We start from the raw sequence: 18418 nt of genomic DNA, 5'->3' as shown, positions 1-18418 counted from the left end.
GAAGTCCGGCTCAGGATCGAGCCAGAGGCTTCCGGTACACGACGGTCTCGCACGGGACCGCAAGAGCCGGAACAAGTTCCGGATGGCGCGTATCGAGCGGCGCGGGTTCCTCCGGCACGTAGCCGAGCCGGGTGTAGAGCCGGTCGAGGAACACCTTCGACCCGTGCGAGGTGTCGCGCGGACGGATCACCTCGAGCTGCATCGTCTCGAAACCGCGCTCGGCGAACTCCGTCTCGACCGTGTCGATCAGCAGGCGGCCGACGCCCGTGCCGCGGACCTTCGGGTCGGAGGCGAGCATCCCGAACTCGGCCGTCGTCGCGCCGACCGGGGCCACGCGGATGCAGCCGACCACCCGGCCGTGCGAGCGGGCGATGCGCATGCTGCCCTCCCGCGCGTACCGGGTGATCTCGTCCGTGTCGGTCCGTGTGGTGCCCGGCACCCACATGCCGTCCTCGGCCACCGCGTAGACCGCGTTGAGCAGTTCGGTGACGGCGGCGACGTCGGATTCGTGCGGGGCGAGGCGCTCGACCTCGACGGTGTGCTGCTCGTTCATCCGCGATCCGGGAGTGGTCGTTGCGGGATCGTCGGGCGGGCCAGCGGGTGCCGCACCCGCCGCTTCGCCGACGAATAGACCTGCGCGGTCTCCTCGGCGACGCGGCGCCAGTCGAAGTCGTCGGTCAGTCGTGCCCGAGCGGCCCGCGCGCGCACCTGTGCGGCCTCGGGATCGTCGAGGGTCTCCCGGACCGCCGAGACGAGTCCGGCCACGTCGCCGGGCCGGAACGACAGTCCGGTCACGCCGTCGACCACGGCTTCGCCCAGTCCACCTGCGGTGGACGTGATGAGCGGGGTACCCGCCGCTGCGGCCTCGAGGGCGATGATGCCGAACGGCTCGTAGCGGCTCGGCAGCACGATCGCGTCCGCGCCGTGCAGCCAGCCGAGAAGTTCGGTGTGGTCGAGGTTGCCGAGGAAGCTCACCGAGCGTGCGACGCGGTGCACGCGTGCCTGCTCGCGCAGCCACTCGAACTGGGTGCCCTCACCGGCGACCACGAGGGTCGTGCCGGGATGCGAGCGGCGGATGCGGGGGAGCGCGGCGATCGCGTCCTGCACACCCTTCTCGTATTCGAGGCGACCGACGTAGAGCAGTCGTGCCGGCCCGGGACGCGGCTCACGCTCGCGGTACGACCAGGTGGTGATGTCGATGCCGTTGCGGATCACCGAGATCTCCGGCAGGTCCGGGCCGTACAGCTCGGTGACCTCGTCGTGCATCGATGCCGAACACGTGATGAGACGGTCGGACTCGTTGGCGAGCCACCACTCGACGGAATGCACCTGCCGGTTGATCCGGCCCGACAACCAACCGCTGTGGCGACCGGCCTCGGTCGCGTGCAGGGTCGACACGAGCGGCACGTCGAAGTACTCGGCCAGCGCGACCGCGGGGTGGGCGACGAGCCAGTCGTGGGCGTGGACGACGTCGGGATACCAGCCCTCGCCGATACCGCCGCGGCTCAGTCCGATCCCGGCGCGGACCATCGCGTGGCCCATCGCCAGGGTCCAGGCGATCATGTCCTCGCCGAAGTCGAAGTGGGGTGCGTCCTCCGCGACTGCCACAACGAGCACGCCGTCGGCGATGTGGCTGATCGTGGGGTGGGTCGACGCATCGGTGCCGGTCGGACGACGTGACAGCACCACCACTTCGTTGCCCGCCGCGGCGAGTTCGGTGGCGAGATGGTGGACGTGTCTGCCCAGGCCGCCGACGACGACGGGTGGGTACTCCCATGAGACGAGCAGGATCTTCATCGCGGGCCTCCGTGGCGTCCGGGCAGTCGTCGGGCGTCGAGTCCTGGGAAGAGATTGTCGGCGCGGTTCCATCCGTCGGCCAGACGCTGTGCCGTCTCGGTGCGTCCGGAGTCGACCGCCTCGGCGATCTCACGCAGGGCGTGGGCGTGTTTGTGCGCGCGGTCGCGGGCGTAGGCGGCGGCGGTGTCCTTGCTGACCATGAACGCCCAGTCGCTGGAGACCGTCAGTAGTGCTTCGCGCAGCATCTGGTCGTGCACGCGGTTGCGGAGCGCGACCGACGACGTGCTCTGTTCGCGGGACTTGTCGATGCTGTCGAGGGTCGTGCGCACCACCTCGTCGTTGAGACGCACGAGATCGGCGACCTGGTCGCCGGCCCAGACCCGCCAGTCCTTGCCCGAACCCCACGACGAGTTCTCGAGATCGACGGAGGCGCCGACGTATCCGCGGTCGCGGGTATCGGCGAGGGTTCCCACCTCGATGCCGGCCTCGGGAAGAGCGCGGAGCAGTCGTTCGAGGAAGAGCGGGCCTTCGAACCACCAGTGGCCGAACAGTTCCGTGTCGAAGGCTGCGACGACGAGTGCGTCCCGGCCGATGCGGTCGGATTCGCTGCGCAGTCGCTGCCGGACGGTCTCGACGAAGTCGGCGACGTGCCGGTCGACGGCCTGCGACGCGAGTTCGGGATCGTAGGGGGCCTTCTCGTGGGAGGGCACCGTGCGGCCCGTGACGCGGGACGGCTTGAGTCCGGTGTCGTGGCAGTAGGTGTGGAAGTCGCGGTAGGCGGAGTGACCGGGGTAGCCGGACTTCGGCGACCACACCCGGTACGAGACCTGCAGGTCGCGGCCGAAGCACACGACGTCGGAGTCGCGGACCGTGCGGCCGAGCGAGGTGTCGCCGCGCAGTGCGGGACCGTCGACCATGAAGTGCTCGACTCCCGCTGCGGCGTAACCGTTCTCCATGCCCGGCGTGTAACCGCATTCCGGACCCCAGATGCCGCGCGGGCGATGGTTCCAGCGGGCGTGGGCGTCGGCGAGGCCCTCGGACAGCGAGAAGGCGCGCAGTCGCGGGTCGAGGAGGGGCTGGAACGGATGGGCGAGGGGCCCACCGAGCAGTTCGATCGCGTCGGCGTCGATGAGCTGCCGCACGACGGGGGATCCGCCGTGGCGCCAATGCGTTTCGAAGTCCTCCAGTGCCGCGGTGGCGGCGCGGTGCTCGCGGGCGCCGAGCGCGCGGTAGGACTCCTCCCGCATGCCGGCGGCCTCGTGCGCGCGCAGCTGCCAGTTGCCGAGCCAGTGGTGCATTCCGGCGAGGCAGTGCGGGTCGTCGAGTTGCGCGGCCAGTACCGGGGTGATGCCGAGTGTGAGCATCCGGGTCCGGCCTTCGGCGGCGAGTCGCCGCAACACGTCGGTGACGGGCAGATAGGTCGCTGCCCACGACTGGTAGAGCCATTCCTCGCCGACGGGCCACCGGCCGTGATGGGCGAGCCAGGGGAGATGGGAGTGGAGGACGAGCGCGAACATGCCGGGCTCGCGGGACGATGCGGCACTCACGGCGCGGTGTCCTTCGCTGCGGGGTCCTTCACGGCGATCGCGACGAGATCGAGGCTCGCATCGATGTTCTCGGGGACGATGGCGAAGTCGTCGGTGGAGACCATGGCGACGTCGGCGGTGAGGTCGTCCGGCCACGGCTGCCCGGCGAGGGCGCGCTCGATCTGGGCGTCGATGAACGATCCGCCGTGCTTGGCATCGAGTGCGCGCAACGCGGGGCCGTGGTGCACGCCGGTCATGAGTTCGACGCGGAAGCCGGCGTCCTCGAGAAGTTCGGTCAGTTCGGCGGCGTTCAGCTCGCGGGTGTGGAAGGGATTGAGCGGGGTGTCGCGGCCGGGGGAGAAGGTGATCCGGTTGGGAGTGCTGATGAGCAACTCGCCGCCGGGAGTGAGAACGCGGTGACATTCACGTAGGAACTGTGTCTGATCCCACAGATGCTCGATCACCTGGAAGTTCACGACCGTATCGACCGATTCGTCCTCGAGGGGAAGCTCGGCGAGATTTCCGTGCCGCATGTCGACGCGGGGGTAGCGCGCGCGGATGTGTGCGACGGCGCTCTCGTCGTAGTCGAGGCCGATCACACGCGTTGCCACGTCGGCGATCATGTCGGCTCCGTAGCCTTCGCCGGCACCGGCCTCGAGCACGGTCCGGTTCTCGCAACGGGGGAGAAAGTGCTGGTAGACGACCTCGTGACGTCGGAACCAATAGTTCTCCTCGGCGATGCCGGGGACCGTCCGTTCGCCGGTGAGGGGGAGGGTGTGCGCGTCGTCGGCGCGGGCGGGGGTGTCGCTCACCGCCACGACATTAGACCTCTCCCCGGAGGGGTGGTCTCCGGTGTTCCAGATCACAGGTTTCGTCGTCCTTCCGTACGGCTATGGTGAACCGGGAATCCCGTCAAGTTACTGACTGGTAACTTAGCGGCTGATAATCTATCGCACACGCCGTGCGAAAGACACGAGTGCTCGGTTCAGGCAGCGCCTTGCCGACCAAAGGCAGCTACACACAGGAGGTCGACGCAGACCCATGACGAACATCGTCGTTTTGATCAAGCAGGTCCCCGACACGTGGTCCGAGCGCAAGCTCAGCGACGGCGACTACACGCTCGACCGTGAGGCCGCCGACGCCGTGCTCGACGAGATCAACGAGCGCGCCGTCGAGGAAGCTCTGCTCATCAAGGAGCGCGACGGCGGCGAGGTCACCGTTCTGACCGCCGGTCCGGACCGCGCCACCGACGCCATCCGCAAGGCGCTGTCCATGGGCGCCGACAAGGCGATCCACCTCAACGATCCGGCCATGCACGGCTCGGACTCGATCCAGACCGCGTACGCGATCGCCGCTGCTCTCGGCCAGATCGAGGGTGTCGAGCTGGTCATCGCCGGTAACGAGGCCACCGACGGTCGCGTGGGCGCCGTGCCCGCGATCATCGCCGAGTACCTGGGCCTGCCCCACCTGACGCACCTGCGCAAGCTCACGATCGCGGACGGCAAGGCCACCGGCGAGCGCGAGACCGACGAGGGTGTCTTCGGCATCGAGGCTCCGCTCCCCGCCATCGTCTCGGTCACCGAGAAGATCAACGAGCCCCGCTTCCCCTCCTTCAAGGGCATCATGGCCGCCAAGAAGAAGGAAGTTCAGACCCTCACCCTCGCCGAGATCGGTCTCGATCCCGAGATCTTCGGTGTTGCCAACGCCGCGTCCACCGTCACCGGTGTGACCCCGAAGCCCCCGCGCACCGCGGGTGAGCGCGTCACCGACGAGGGCGACGGCGGCAGCAAGATCGCTCAGTACCTGGTCGGCCAGAAGATCATCTGACCGCGCCCCGCGACAACATCTGACATATCTAGGAGAGAAGTAGTAATGGCAGAAGTACTCGTGCTCGTCGAGCATGCCGAGGGCGCGCTCAAGAAGGTCAGCACCGAACTCATCACCGCCGCGCGTGTGCTCGGCGAGCCCTCCGCCGTCGTCGCGGGTGCCCCCGGCACCGCCGACGCGCTGCAGGACGCACTCGCCGCCGCCGGTGCGGTCAAGGTTTACGCCGCCGAGTCCGAAGACGTCGACAACTACCTGGTGACCCCGAAGGTCGACGTCCTCGCGTCGCTCGTCGAGTCCACCAGCCCCGCCGCCGTCATCACCGCCGCGTCCGTCGAGGGCAAGGAGGTGTCGGGCCGCCTCGCCGCCCGCATCGGCTCCGGTCTGCTCGTCGACGTCGTCGACGTCAAGGCCGACGGCTCCGCCGTGCACTCGATCTTCGGTGGCGCGTTCACCGTCGACGCCAAGGCCAACGGTGAGGTCCCCGTGATCTCCGTCCGCCCGGGCGCCATCGAGGCCAAGCCCGAGGCTGCGGCCGCCGAGCGCGTGGCCGTCGAGGTTCCGGCCCAGGAAGAGAACGCCGTGAAGATCGTCTCGCGCGATCCGATCGTCGGTGGCGACCGTCCGGAGCTCACCGAGGCGTCGATCGTCGTCTCCGGTGGCCGCGGTGTCGGTTCGGCCGACAAGTTCTCCGTCGTCGAGGAGCTCGCCGACTCGCTCGGTGCCGCCGTCGGTGCTTCCCGCGCCGCCGTCGACTCCGGCTACTACCCGGGCCAGTTCCAGGTCGGTCAGACCGGTAAGACGGTCTCCCCGCAGCTGTACGTCGCGCTCGGCATCTCCGGCGCCATCCAGCACCGCGCCGGCATGCAGACGTCGAAGACCATCGTCGCCGTCAACAAGGACGAAGAGGCCCCGATCTTCGAGATCGCGGACTACGGCGTCGTCGGCGACCTGTTCAACGTCGCTCCGCAGCTGACCGAAGAGGTCAAGAAGCACAAGGGCTGATCCGCTCCGGCAGATCGATCCCTGCGCGGCCCCGCTCCTTCGAAAGGAGCGGGGCCGCGTGCGTTCGGTGGGGGTGTCCACCCGCTCGACCTGGGGTGTGCCGGATCTCGCCCGTTCGCCGACCCCCTGAGCGCGACGGGCACCTGCGTCGACCCGCTATCCTGGATCGGTCATGACCTCGCCCGCCGCCGGTCCCTCCGGTACCTCCACGACCGTCTACCTCGATCACGCCGCGACGACGCCGATGCTTCCTGCGGCCGTCGAGGCGATGACGTCGGTCCTCACCACCGTCGGAAACGCGTCCTCCCTGCACGGATCGGGGCGCGCAGCGCGCCGGCGCATCGAGGAGTCGCGGGAGTCGATCGCGGCCGCCCTCGGCGCCCGACCCTCCGAGGTGATCTTCGTCTCCGGTGGTACCGAGGGCGACAACCTCGCCGTCAAGGGCATCTACTGGGGCCGCCGCGCCCAGGATCCCCGGCGCCGCCGGATCCTCGCGAGCGCGGTCGAACACCACGCCGTGCTCGACGCCGTCGAATGGCTCGTCGAGCACGAGGACGCCCAGGTGACGTGGCTGCCGGTCGACGGCTCCGGCCGCGTCGATCCCACCACGCTCCGTGAGGAACTCACGCGCCACGCCGACGAGGTCGCCCTCGTGTCCGTGATGTGGGCGAACAACGAGGTCGGCACCGTCATGCCGATCGCCGAACTCGCTGCGGTCGCTGCCGAGTTCGACGTCCCGATGCACAGCGACGCCGTGCAGGCGGTCGCGCATCTGCCGGTCGACTTCACCGCGAGCGGACTGTCGGCGCTGACCCTGGCCGCCCACAAGTTCGGTGGGCCGCAGGGAGTGGGAGCGCTGCTGCTCGGCAGGCAGGTGTCGTGCGTGCCGCTCGCCCACGGCGGAGGCCACGAACGCGACGTGCGGTCCGGGACGCAGGACACCGCGTCCATCGTGGCGATGGCCGCCGCACTGCGCGAGGTCACCTCGGATCTGCCCGGCCGCACCGCCGAACTCGCGCACCTGCGCGATCTTCTCGTCGACGGTGTCGAGGCGGCGATCCCCGATGCGATCCTCAACGGTCCTCGCGAGGCGGGGCGACTGCCCAACAACGCGCACTTCACGTTCCCCGGATGCGAAGGGGATTCGCTGCTGATGTTGCTCGACGCGGCCGGTATCGAATGCTCGACCGGGTCGGCGTGCACCGCCGGGGTCGCGCGGGCGAGTCACGTGCTCGTCGCGATGGGGGCGGACCCGATCACGGCACGCGGTTCGCTCCGATTCTCGCTGGGGCACACCACAACCCGTGATGACATCGAAAAACTGATCGAAACTCTCCCTTCCGTGGTGGACAGGGCTCGCGCCGCCGGACTGGCGAGCGCTGGTGGACGAGGAGGTGACCGGAGATGAGGATTCTTGCGGCAATGAGCGGCGGTGTGGACTCGGCGGTCGCCGCCGCCCGCATGGTCGAGGCTGGACACGACGTGGTGGGAGTGCATCTCGCGTTGTCGACCGCGCCGGGCACGCTGCGTACCGGTTCGCGCGGATGCTGCTCGAAGGAGGACGCCGGCGACGCCCGCCGCGCCGCCGACGTGCTCGGAATCCCGTTCTACGTCTGGGATTTCGCAGACCGCTTCAAGGAGGACGTGATCGACGACTTCGTCGCGTCCTACGCCGCGGGTGAGACCCCGAATCCGTGCCTGCGCTGCAACGAGAAGATCAAGTTCTCGGCGTTGGCCGACCGTGCCGTTGCGCTCGGCTTCGACGCCGTTGCCACCGGTCACTACGCGCAGTTGAACGACGGAGTGCTGCGCCGCGCCGTCGATGCCGACAAGGACCAGTCGTACGTGCTGGCCGTGCTCACCGCGGAGCAGTTGTCGCGTGCGGTGTTCCCCGTCGGCGACACCCCCAAGAGCCGGATCCGCGAGGAGGCCGCCGAACGCGGACTCGCGGTGGCGAACAAGCCCGACAGTCACGACATCTGCTTCATCCCGTCGGGCGACACCCGCGCCTTCCTCGGCGCCCGGATCGGTGTGCGTCCCGGTGCTGTCGTGGACGACCGTTCGGGTGAGGTGCTCGCGCAGCACGAGGGCGTGCACGGTTTCACCATCGGTCAGCGCAAGGGACTCGGTATCGCCGGGCCCGGACCGGATGGCCGCCCCCGCTACGTCACGGCGATCGAACCGGAGAGCGGCACCGTGAGGGTCGGCAGCGCCGAACAGCTGAAGGTCGAGTCGATCCGGGCCGAGCGCGCCGTGTGGACCTCCGGCACCGCTCCTGTCGGACCGATCGAGTGCGTCGTCCAGGTCCGCGCCCACGGTGGCCTGGCTCCGGCCGTCGCCGAAGCGGTGGGTTCGGGCATCGAGATCTCGCTGCGCGAACCACTCACCGGTGTCGCCGCCGGTCAGGCCGCCGTGCTGTACCGGCCCGACGCTGCGGGCGACATCGTCCTCGGCAGCGGCACCATCACGGCAGGGGACCGGTGACGGCACCTGCCACCGGCCGCGAGGTGTGGTCCGGTCTCGCGACAGGCATCGGTTCGTGGCCCGGGACGGATCCGCGTGAGGCCGCGGCGGTCGTCGTCGGCGAACTCACCGACCTGCCGCATCTCGTCGAACTGCCGGCGCGCGGCCTCGGTGCCGACATGATCGGGCGGGTCAGCGCTCTGCTCGTCGACATGTACCTCGACACCTCGACCACCGGGTACCGCCTCGTGTCGCGGCGCGGCGGCGTGGCCGCCCGGGCACGCGACCTGCTCGCCCAGGACCTCGATGCTCTCGAGGAGGCCTGGGAACGCGCCGGGCTGGACGCCGACCGCCCCGTGAAGGTGCAGGCCGCCGGGCCGCTCACTCTTGCCGCCCATGTCGAACTCGCCACGGGACGACGGGTGCTCACCGACCGCGGCGCCGTCCGCGACCTGGCCGAATCGCTCGCGGAGGGCCTGGCACGACACGCCGCCGAGATCACCCGCCGGCTCGGGGTGCAGGTGGTCGCGCAACTCGACGAGCCGTCGCTGCCGGACGTGCTGGCCGGAACGCTGAAGGGCCGGACCGTCCTCGAGACCGTCCCGGCCGTGCCGGACCCGGAAGCGCTGGACGTGCTCGACACGACGATCCGTGGCACCGGGCTCTCCGTCGCCGTGCACTGCTGCGCGGGGACCTTCCCGGCCGACTTCCTGCGGCGCAGCGCTGCCGATGCGGTCGCCTTCGACGTCGGACGCGTGCGACGCTCCGACCTGGACGGACTCGGCGAACTGTTCGACTCCGGCACGGTCCCGATCCTGGGGCTCGTGCCCGCCACCGCGTCGGCCTCGACGGGCTGGCGCGAGTACGCGGCACCGGCCGTCGAGCTGATCGATCGGCTCGGGTTCCCTCGGAAGGTGCTGCAATCGGTGGCGGTGAGCCCGGTCTGCGGGCTGGCCTCGGCCTCCACGGAGGGCGCACGGGCCGCTCTGCGTTCGCTGCGCGACGTCGCGTCGGCCTTCGCCGAGGAAGCCGACACACTCTGAGCATTCCGGTCGGTCCCCTCGACTAGGCTTGCAGGCTGTGAGTGAACCGACGGACGCACCCATCACCGCTCCTCCGGAGGCGCGTGAGCGCTGGCAGGATCTCGCCGAACAGGTGCGCGAGCATCAGTTCCGCTACTACGTGCGCGACGCCCCCATCATCTCCGACGGTCAGTTCGATGCGCTTCTCGGCGAACTGCAGGCACTCGAGGAGCAGTACACCGAACTCCGCACGCCGGATTCGCCCACCCAGCTGGTCGGCGGCGGCTTCGCCACCGAGTTCGGTGCCGTCGCGCATCTCGAACGCATGCTCAGCCTCGACAACGTCTTCGACGAGGACGAACTGCGCGCGTGGCTCTCGCGCGCGGAGGTCGAGACCGGCACCCACCCAGATTATCTGTGCGAGGTGAAGATCGACGGTGTGGCACTGAGTCTCGTCTACGAGAACGGCAAACTCGTCCGCGCGGCCACCCGCGGCGACGGTCGCACGGGCGAGGACGTCACCCTCAACGCCCGCACGATCGACGACGTTCCCGAAAAGCTCACCGGCAGCGACGAATACCCGATTCCGACGTTGCTCGAAGTGCGCGGTGAGGTGTTCTTCCGGCTCGAGGACTTCCAGACCCTCAACGCCGGGCTGGTGGCCGAGGGCAAGCCGCCCTTCGCGAATCCCCGCAATTCCGCCGCGGGTTCCCTCCGGCAGAAGAACCCGGCCGTCACCGCGCGCCGGCGTCTGCGCATGTACTGCCACGGCTACGGTCGCATGGAGGGCTTCGAACCCCGCTCGCAGTCCGACGCCTACGCGGCCTTCGCGGCCTGGGGTCTGCCCGTCTCCCCGCACACCGTTCGCGTGCAGGGCGCCGAGGCGGTCGTCGAGCGGATGCGCTACTGGGGCGAACACCGCCACGACATCGAACACGAGATCGACGGCCTGGTGGTCAAGATCGACGACATGGGGCTGCACCGCCGCCTCGGTGCCACGTCCCGCGCCCCGCGGTGGGCGATCGCCTACAAGTATCCGCCGGAGGAGGTCACCACCAAGCTCCTCGACATCCGCGTCAGCGTCGGGCGCACGGGGCGCGTGACACCCTTCGCCTACATGGAGCCGGTCACCGTCGCCGGGTCCACCGTCTCGCTGGCGACGCTCCACAATGCGTCCGAGGTGGCGCGCAAGGGCGTGCTCATCGGCGACACCGTGGTCATCCGCAAGGCCGGCGACGTGATCCCGGAAGTGCTCGGCCCGGTCGTCGACCTGCGCGACGGTTCCGAGTACGCCTTCGAGATGCCTTCGCAGTGCCCCGAATGCGGTACCACCCTCGCCCCGGCGAAGGAGGGCGACGTCGACCTGCGCTGCCCCAACTCGCAGTCGTGCCCGGCGCAATTGCGCGAACGGGTCTTCCACGTCGCGGGCCGGGGAGCGTTCGACATCGAAGCGCTCGGCTACGAGGCGGCCACGGCACTGCTCGAGGGGAAGATCATCGTCGACGAGGGCGACCTGTTCTCGCTCACGAAGGACGACCTCGAACGCATCCCGTTCTTCCGCACCACCAAGGGCGTGCTGTCGAAGAACGGCGAACGCCTGCTGCAGAACCTCGACAAGGCGAAGGAACAACCGCTCTGGCGCGTGCTCGTCGCCCTGTCCATCCGGCACGTCGGACCGACCGCTGCGCGTGCGCTGGCCACCGAGTTCGGCAGCCTCGACCGGATCCGGGCCGCGTCCGTCGACGAGCTCGCGGCCGTCGAGGGCGTCGGACCGACGATCGCCGCGGCGGTCACCGACTGGTTCACCGTCGATTGGCACGTCGCCATCGTCGACAAGTGGGCGACAGCGGGCGTGCGCATGGCCGACGAACGCGACGAATCCATTCCGCGGACCCTCGAAGGACTGTCGATCGTGGTCACGGGCACGCTCGCGGGATTCTCCCGCGATCAGGCCAAGGAGGCCGTCCTCGCGCGTGGAGGCAAGGCCGCCGGATCGGTGTCGAAGAAGACGGCTTTCGTCGTCATCGGCGACAATCCGGGTTCGAAGGCCGACAAGGCCGCCGATCTCGGAGTACCCGTGCTCGACGAGGACGGTTTCCGGATCCTGCTCGACGGGGGGCCCGACGCCGCTCGCGCCTATCTCGAAGGGCGCGAAGGGGAGAACTGAGACGCTCTCCGCCGGCAGGTGCCCTGCCGGCGGATTCTCAGGAGGCTGTTGCGGATTCGCGTTCCTCGGCGCTGCGCCTGCCGAGGAACACCGCCGCGGCGAGCAGGAAGCAGATCGCGCCGACGAACGTGCCGGTGTTGGCAAGGCTCGGATCGAGAGTGTTTCCGTCGTCGAGGACGAACGAACCGACGGCGGAGACCCCGAAAGCGATCGACCCGAGCATGTTCAGCCACCCGCTGATCCAGTCCTTCGAGCGCGGCGCCCAATGCGAGCCCGCTCGCCAGAGGACTGCACACGCGATCGCGCTCGACACCAGGAAGCACAGGGACCCTTCGAGATTGGGGTTCCACACCAGGTGCTTCTCACCCTTGACGGTGTGGGCGTGCAGTGCGGCTCCCGTGCTGACGTTGAACAGCAGCGTACCGATGAACTGGATCAGCGACGCGAGCCAGTCGGCGCGGATCGCCGGGCTGCCCTTGTCCGTGACGGTGGCCGGCCCACTGAGCATCAATTGGACGAATGCTGCACCCGTGAAGAACCAGGAACCCACGAAGAACGAAGTATTTGCACCGGCGGTGCCGAGAAGCGTCGCAATTCCGGGCGCCGAACCCAATGCGAACAGGACGGCCCCGATGACGAATCCCCAGGACTGCATGCGCAATGTCGGGTGAATCAGCATTGGCGCAGTATAAGTCCGAGATTGGAAATTTGTGCGTTTTCGGAAGAAACTGTCCGATCAGATAGGTGCAGGTCAGAGTATATTTCATAAAAAGGGTGAATGGCCGGGGTGAATTGGACCGGAAACTTGTCGGTTGGTAAGAAACCGTGTTCGATGCGCGTTAGCGTCCCAGCCATGACGGAGACCGGTAAGTCCACACATCGCCTCCTTTTTCGTAATGTGCGAGTTTTCGACGGAGTTTCCGGAGAACTCGTCACCGGCGACGTACTGATCGACGGAGACCGCATCCTGGCCGTGTCCGCATCGCCGATCGGCGACGAACCCGGCCGCGAAACCGACGTGATCGACGGTGGCGGGCGGGTTCTCATGCCCGGCATGTCCGACGCGCACGTCCACCTCGTCGGCAACGCGAACTCCTACATCGACATGGTGATGGGCAGCGAAGCGCACATTGCGCTCAACGGCCTCGCGGAGGCCCGCAACATGCTGCTGCGCGGTTTCACCGCCGTCCGCGACATGGCCGGCGACACCGGCAGCATCAAGTCGGTGATCGACCGAGGACTGTTCGACGGACCCCGGATCTACCCGTCCCAGGCCGCGATCTCGCAGACGGCCGGGCACGGCGACTTCGGCTTCGTCTACGAATGCCCCACAGCCCTCGGTGGGGATCAGGCCCGCGCCGAACAGATCGGCTTCATGCGGGTCGCCGACGGTGAGGACCGGGTCCTCGCAGCCGTGCGCGAGCAGCTCAAGAAGGGCGCATCGCAGATCAAGCTGATGGTCGGCGGCGGAGCCGCGTCCATGTACGACCCGCTGTACACCGTCCAGTTCATCGACAAGGAACTGCGGGCCGCGGTCCAGGCCGCATCCGACTACGGCACGTACGTGGCCACCCACGTCTACAACGTCACCGGGATCCGCCGCGCGGTCGCGGCCGGGGTGAAGTCGATCGAGCACGGCCACCTCGCCGACGAGGAGACCGTCGCGTTGCTCGCGGAGAAGGAGGTGTGGTTGTCGATGCAGCCCTTCGCGCTCGGCGATCACCACTATCCCGATCCGGACCGTGCGGAGAAGGACAAGCAGATCTGCACCGGCACCGACCACGTCTACGAGTGGGCGCAGAAGCACGGCGTGAAGACCGCCTGGGGGACCGATCTGCTGCTCGAGCCGCAGATCGCGCCGCGCCAGAGCGAGATGGCCGCGCGGCTCGGCGACCACTACAGCAATCTCGATGCGCTAAGGATGCTCACCTCCGGCAACGCCGAACTCTTCCGGCTCGCGGGCGAACGCGATCCCTACCGTCAGGCCCGATGGGGTGTGATCGACAAGGGCGCCTGGGCGGACGTGCTTCTCGTCGACGGCAACCCGCTCGAGGATCTCAGTCTGATCGCCGATCCGGCAAAGAACCTGTCGGTCATCGTGAAGAACGGCCACGTCGTCAAGAACAGCCTGTGACCGTGGCAGCGCATCGGACACGGCACCACGCCCCACTCGCTCGGCGCAAGGACGGTCGGTGACTCACTACGGACAGCACAGCGACGCAGAGGCCTGGGACGAGTTGTCGGACGAGCAACTCGAGGATCCCTTCGTCGCGGGCGGAAACTACGGCGGAACACGGGTGGGCACAGCCGAACCGGATGATCTCGAAACTCCGCCGTACGGCACTCCGGTCGTGCAGCGGGCAACCGCACGGCAGACGCCGGGCACACTCGTGTCGGCGCGCGGGATCGAACTCCACGGACCCTGGGGCCGTGTCTTCGGCCCCCTCGACCTGGACCTCGACGCCGGGGGAGTGACGGTCCTGGCCGCGCAGGCCGGTGCTGCGCGGACCGCGCTGCTCATGGCTCTGTGCGGTCGCATGCGACTGACCCGGGGATCGCTGACGGTTCTCGGCGAGGACAGGCCGCAGAAGATCATCGCGCGGTCGGCGATCGCGTGCATGAACGAGCTCGACGAGGTACGCCCGTCGGTCACCGTGCGCGATCTCGTCACCGAGCAGAAGCGGTGGGATTCCCCGTGGTACAAGTTCGTTCCGCGGGTCCGTGAGGACGGTGTCGCCGAGATGTGCGAGGAGATCTTCGGCGACGTACCGCTGCCACCGCTCGAGGCATTCGTCGACGACCTCCCCGAACTCCAGCAACTGCTCCTGCGGATCTCGGTGGCGAACACCCGGCGTCCTCCATTGCTGGTGGTGGGCCGGATCGATCGGATCGCCGACGACGTCGAACGCGCCACGCTGCTCGACCGGCTCGTCGCGCTCGGTGAGAACCGGTCGGTGATCATCGGCGACGTGAACCCCGTCGACCCCGGTATCGGGGTACGGGCCGTGGTGGACATGCACGATCTGCTCGGACCCGGTGACATCGGCGTCCTGACGAAGAGGAAGTGACGAGTGCTCGCAGGCGTCTCTCTCGGTAGCGACTCGAAGCGATACTTCCGCGGCACGATGCCGCGCATCGCGATCGCGACGATCATTCTCATGCCGTTGCTGTACGGGGCCATGTACCTGTGGGCCTTCTGGAATCCGTTCGGTGCGGTGAACAAGATCCCCGCGGCGATCGTCAACAACGACACCGGGCGTTCGTCGACGGGGGAACAGGTCGACGCCGGCGATCAGGTCGTGAAGTCTCTCATCGCATCCGGTCAGCTCGATCTGGCAGAGGTGTCGGAAGAGGACGCCGTCGCGGGTCTGGCCGACGGAAAGTACTACTACACCATCACGATTCCGGAGAATTTCACCGAAGCGGTCGAATCCCCCAACGGTGACAACCCGGAGAAGGCGAATCTGGTCTTCACCTTCAACGACGCGAACAACTATCTCGCGACGATCATCGGGCAGGATGCGTCCGAACAGGTGATCGGGCAGGTGAACTCCACGATCGGGGCCCAAGGTGTCGGGACTGTGCTCACGGGTCTCGAGAGTGCCGGCTCGGGTCTGAAGCAGGCCGCCGACGGTGCCGGGCAACTCGCCGACGGCATCGACACGGCCAAGAGCGGAGCGGACCAGCTCGCCTCGGGATCGCAGGAGCTCGCGACGAACATGGTCACGGCGCGGGACGGGTCGGCGCAGCTCGCCGCCGGCGCGAACGAACTCGCGACCGCGATCGACGGCGTGACCGGTCCGCTGCTCAGCGCGCTCGACAGTGGTGCCCTCTCGGGTGTCGCGGGGCAGGCGGCGGAGCTGCGGGCCTCGCTCGACGCCCTCGAATCCCGGGTCCCGCAGACCACGCAGTCGACGGTGAACCAGGCCGTGCAGCAGGTCGTCGACATCCTGAACCGGAGCTCCGATCCGGTCGTGCAGCAGGCGATCACCGCGTTGACACCGCTGACGGCGCAACAGGCGGACTCCGATGCCGACGCGCTGCGCGCCGAGATCGTGCGTCTGCAGGCAGACGCGGAACAACTCGAATATCAACTCGGCAATCCGAACAGTCCGCTGCAGGGAGCCCTGGCGACGTTGTCGGACGGGGGACTGGCGGCGGAGGTGAACCAACTCCGCAGCGGTGTCGACGAACTGAGCTCCGGTGCCGCCACGTTGAACTCCGGTCTCGTCCAACTCACCGACGGTAGTTTCCAGCTGGCCGACGGGGCGGGAGAACTGTCCTCGGGCATGGTCGAGTTGCAATCGGGTTCGCAGGAACTCGCGCAGGCCTTGAGCCAGGGCGCCACCCAGGTGCCGAGCTGGACGGACGAACAGCGCACCGCCACCGCCGAGACGTTGTCGACTCCGGTTGCACTGCAACAGAACTACACCAACGAGGCGCCCACCTTCGGTACCGGTTTCGCGCCGTTCTTCCTGTCGCTCGCCCTGTTCGTCGGCGGCATCATCACCTGGATGCTGCTCACCCCGCTGCAGTCGCGGCCCACCGTCGCGGGACTGGGCGCCTACCGTACGGTCCTCGCGTCGTACTGGCCGGCGCTGCTGGTGGGCATCCTGCAGGTGGTCGTGATGTACACGGTCGTCCATTTCGGTGTCGGACTGGACGTGAAGCATGTGGTAGGGACGATCCTGTTCCTGATGTTGATCTCCGCGACGTATCTGGCCATGATCCAGGCGTTCAACGCGATCTTCGGTGTCGCCGTCGGCCGTGTGGTGACCTTGGCCTTCCTGATGCTGCAACTGGTCTCGGCGGGCGGTATCTACCCCGTGCCGACCACCGCCAAGCCGTTCCAGTACATCCATCCGTTCGACCCGATGACCTACACCGTCAACGGTCTGCGGCAGCTCACCGTCGCCGGGCACATCGATTCGCGGTTGTGGATCGCAATCGCTGTCCTGGCCGGAATCCTGCTCGTATCGTTGACTCTGAGTGCCCTGTCGGTCCGGCGCAACCGCCGCTACACGATGGAGAGGCTGTACCCGCCGATCGAGGTGTGAGAACCGCCCCGTATGTCCCGATGTCACCGGATCGACGAGTGTTCGATGCGGGAAATGGAGGAAACCATGTCAGAGTCCGACGCTCCAGGCGAGACACTCGCACCTGCCTTCACCGGCAGGCTCGGTACCGAACCGATTCCTGCTCTGCGGCTTCCCAAGTCGGAGACCGATCCGGAAGCGACCTACCAGTTCATCCACGACGAGCTGATGCTCGACGGCAGCTCGCGGCTCAACCTGGCGACCTTCGTCACCACGTGGATGGATCCGCAGGCGGGCCGAATCATGGCCGAGACATTCGACAAGAACATGATCGACAAGGACGAGTACCCCGCCACGGCGGAGATCGAGACCCGCTGCGTCAACATGGTCGCCGACCTGTTCAACGCGGACGACCTCGATCCGGCCGATCCGTCCTCGGCCACCGGTGTCTCGACGATCGGTTCGTCCGAGGCCGTCATGCTCGGTGGGCTCGCGCTCAAGTGGCGCTGGCGTGAGGCCCGCAAGGCCGCCGGCAAGGACGCGTCGAAGCCGAACCTGGTGCTCGGCAGCAACGTGCAGGTGGTGTGGGAGAAGTTCTGCCGCTACTTCGACGTCGAGCCGAAGTACCTGCCGATGGAGCCCGGCCGTTACGTCATCACCCCCGAGCAGGTCCGTGACGCGGTCGACGAGAACACCATCGGCGTCGTCGCGATCCTCGGCACCACCTTCACCGGTGAACTCGAGCCCGTCGCGGAGATCGCCGCCGCGCTCGACGAGCTCGCGGCCTCCGGCGGTCCCGACGTCCCGTTGCACGTCGACGCCGCCTCCGGTGGCTTCGTGGTGCCCTTCCTCCATCCGGACCTCGAATGGGACTTCCGTGTGCCGCGGGTCGTGTCCATCAACGTCAGTGGTCACAAGTACGGCATGACCTATCCGGGCATCGGTTTCGTCGTCTGGCGCTCGAAGGAACATCTGCCCGAGGACCTGGTCTTCCGGGTCAACTACCTCGGTGGCGACATGCCGACGTTCACACTGAACTTCTCGCGTCCTGGTAACCAGGTCATCGGCCAGTACTACAACTTCATCCGGCTCGGTGTCGCCGGCTACACGCAGATCATGGAGACCCTGCGCGACACCGCACTCATGCTGTCGAAGCAGATCTCCGAGATCGAGAACATGGCGATCATCACGGACGGCTCCGCCATCCCGGTCATCTCCTTCGAGGTGACGGGCGACCCCGGCTTCACGGTGTTCGACATCTCCCACGAATTGCGGGCCCGCGGATTCCAGGTTCCGGCCTACACGATGCCGGCCGACGCGGAGGACGTCGCGGTCCTGCGAATCGTGCTTCGCGAGGGCTTCAGCCGGGACATCGCCCACAAGCTCGGTGAAGACATCGCCGATGTAGTCGGATATCTCCGCGAGGGTGTCGGTCGCGGCCACACCGACCAGGCATTCGCACACTGAACGAAGTCGCAGCGGGGGAGAAGCTCACGGAGTTTCTCCCCCGCCGGCGTGAGATCCGTTCGTGGACCGTGTGAATGGAGGTGCGGAATTACTCCGATGTGATTCTCGACG

15 protein-coding genes are annotated in these 18418 nt (G+C 67.9%); 10 read left to right on the top strand and 5 right to left on the bottom strand.

All coding sequences use genetic code 11. The features are described from left to right. Nucleotides 1–10: 10 nt before the first annotated feature. The 4 genes from ACPCXD_RS21025 to ACPCXD_RS21010 are packed head-to-tail and all read right to left on the bottom strand — an operon-like array spanning nucleotide 11 to nucleotide 4141. On the bottom strand, nucleotides 11–553 hold the full coding sequence (locus tag ACPCXD_RS21025; protein ID WP_229565135.1) for a GNAT family N-acetyltransferase: 543 nt from the start codon (nucleotides 551–553) through the stop codon (nucleotides 11–13). Continuing rightward, complete coding sequence (locus tag ACPCXD_RS21020; protein WP_229565133.1) at nucleotides 550–1797, bottom strand: glycosyltransferase family 4 protein; 1248 nt, start codon at nucleotides 1795–1797, stop codon at nucleotides 550–552. Before ACPCXD_RS21020 ends, ACPCXD_RS21025 begins: the two co-directional genes overlap by 4 nt. Then, the gene (locus ACPCXD_RS21015) at nucleotides 1794–3314 is read right to left on the bottom strand and encodes a 1,4-alpha-glucan branching protein domain-containing protein (protein WP_229568357.1); all 1521 of its coding nucleotides are present in this window, start codon (nucleotides 3312–3314) and stop codon (nucleotides 1794–1796) included. Before ACPCXD_RS21015 ends, ACPCXD_RS21020 begins: the two co-directional genes overlap by 4 nt. A gap of 26 nt (nucleotides 3315–3340) precedes the next feature. Continuing rightward, nucleotides 3341–4141, bottom strand: a complete 801-nt coding sequence (locus tag ACPCXD_RS21010; protein WP_229565131.1) for a class I SAM-dependent methyltransferase — start codon at nucleotides 4139–4141, stop codon at nucleotides 3341–3343. Between the two features lie 223 nt (nucleotides 4142–4364). On the opposite strand from ACPCXD_RS21010, the gene ACPCXD_RS21005 reads away from it, so the two are divergent. From ACPCXD_RS21005 to ligA, 6 genes are all read left to right on the top strand, one after another. Next, nucleotides 4365–5150 carry an electron transfer flavoprotein subunit beta/FixA family protein gene (locus ACPCXD_RS21005; RefSeq protein ID WP_016696287.1) on the top strand — a complete coding sequence of 262 codons (786 nt, stop codon included), beginning with the start codon at nucleotides 4365–4367 and terminating at the stop codon, nucleotides 5148–5150. A gap of 45 nt (nucleotides 5151–5195) precedes the next feature. Further along, on the top strand, nucleotides 5196–6152 hold the full coding sequence (locus ACPCXD_RS21000) for an electron transfer flavoprotein subunit alpha/FixB family protein (RefSeq protein WP_016696288.1): 957 nt from the start codon (nucleotides 5196–5198) through the stop codon (nucleotides 6150–6152). Nucleotides 6153–6324: 172 nt separating this feature from the next. After that, on the top strand, nucleotides 6325–7560 hold the full coding sequence (locus tag ACPCXD_RS20995) for a cysteine desulfurase family protein (RefSeq protein WP_423661095.1): 1236 nt from the start codon (nucleotides 6325–6327) through the stop codon (nucleotides 7558–7560). Continuing rightward, a complete protein-coding gene (gene mnmA / locus ACPCXD_RS20990; RefSeq protein WP_060651430.1) occupies nucleotides 7557–8636 on the top strand; it encodes a tRNA 2-thiouridine(34) synthase MnmA in 1080 nt (359 codons plus the stop codon). Before ACPCXD_RS20995 ends, mnmA begins: the two co-directional genes overlap by 4 nt. Continuing rightward, nucleotides 8633–9658 carry a methionine synthase gene (locus ACPCXD_RS20985; protein WP_423661094.1) on the top strand — a complete coding sequence of 342 codons (1026 nt, stop codon included), beginning with the start codon at nucleotides 8633–8635 and terminating at the stop codon, nucleotides 9656–9658. Before mnmA ends, ACPCXD_RS20985 begins: the two co-directional genes overlap by 4 nt. 37 nt (nucleotides 9659–9695) lie before the next feature. Next, on the top strand, nucleotides 9696–11804 hold the full coding sequence (gene ligA / locus ACPCXD_RS20980) for an NAD-dependent DNA ligase LigA (RefSeq protein WP_423661093.1): 2109 nt from the start codon (nucleotides 9696–9698) through the stop codon (nucleotides 11802–11804). Between the two features lie 37 nt (nucleotides 11805–11841). Here ligA and ACPCXD_RS20975 read toward each other — a convergent pair whose 3' ends face one another. Beyond that, nucleotides 11842–12483 carry a hypothetical protein gene (locus ACPCXD_RS20975; protein WP_160875671.1) on the bottom strand — a complete coding sequence of 214 codons (642 nt, stop codon included), beginning with the start codon at nucleotides 12481–12483 and terminating at the stop codon, nucleotides 11842–11844. A 219-nt stretch (nucleotides 12484–12702) separates the two neighbouring features. Between ACPCXD_RS20975 and ACPCXD_RS20970 the strand changes: the two genes are divergently transcribed. The 4 genes from ACPCXD_RS20970 (at nucleotide 12703) to gad (ending at nucleotide 18307) form a co-directional block, all read left to right on the top strand. After that, the gene (locus tag ACPCXD_RS20970; protein ID WP_423661092.1) at nucleotides 12703–13938 is read left to right on the top strand and encodes a metal-dependent hydrolase family protein; all 1236 of its coding nucleotides are present in this window, start codon (nucleotides 12703–12705) and stop codon (nucleotides 13936–13938) included. Between the two features lie 58 nt (nucleotides 13939–13996). Further along, complete coding sequence (locus ACPCXD_RS20965) at nucleotides 13997–14872, top strand: hypothetical protein (protein WP_258260964.1); 876 nt, start codon at nucleotides 13997–13999, stop codon at nucleotides 14870–14872. Between the two features lie 3 nt (nucleotides 14873–14875). Continuing rightward, entirely contained in the window at nucleotides 14876–16861 is a 1986-nt protein-coding gene (locus ACPCXD_RS20960; protein ID WP_423661091.1) for a YhgE/Pip family protein, read from the top strand. Nucleotides 16862–16927: 66 nt separating this feature from the next. Beyond that, nucleotides 16928–18307, top strand: coding sequence for a glutamate decarboxylase (gene gad, locus ACPCXD_RS20955; protein ID WP_229565124.1), 1380 nt, complete (start codon nucleotides 16928–16930; stop codon nucleotides 18305–18307). Nucleotides 18308–18418 lie beyond the last annotated feature (111 nt).

Source organism: Rhodococcus sp. AB351 (assembly GCF_049538275.1).
Taxonomy (GTDB): Bacteria; Actinomycetota; Actinomycetes; order Mycobacteriales; family Mycobacteriaceae; genus Rhodococcus.
Note: the sequence above shows the minus strand (reverse complement) of the source record. Positions and strands in the feature narration are given on the sequence as shown.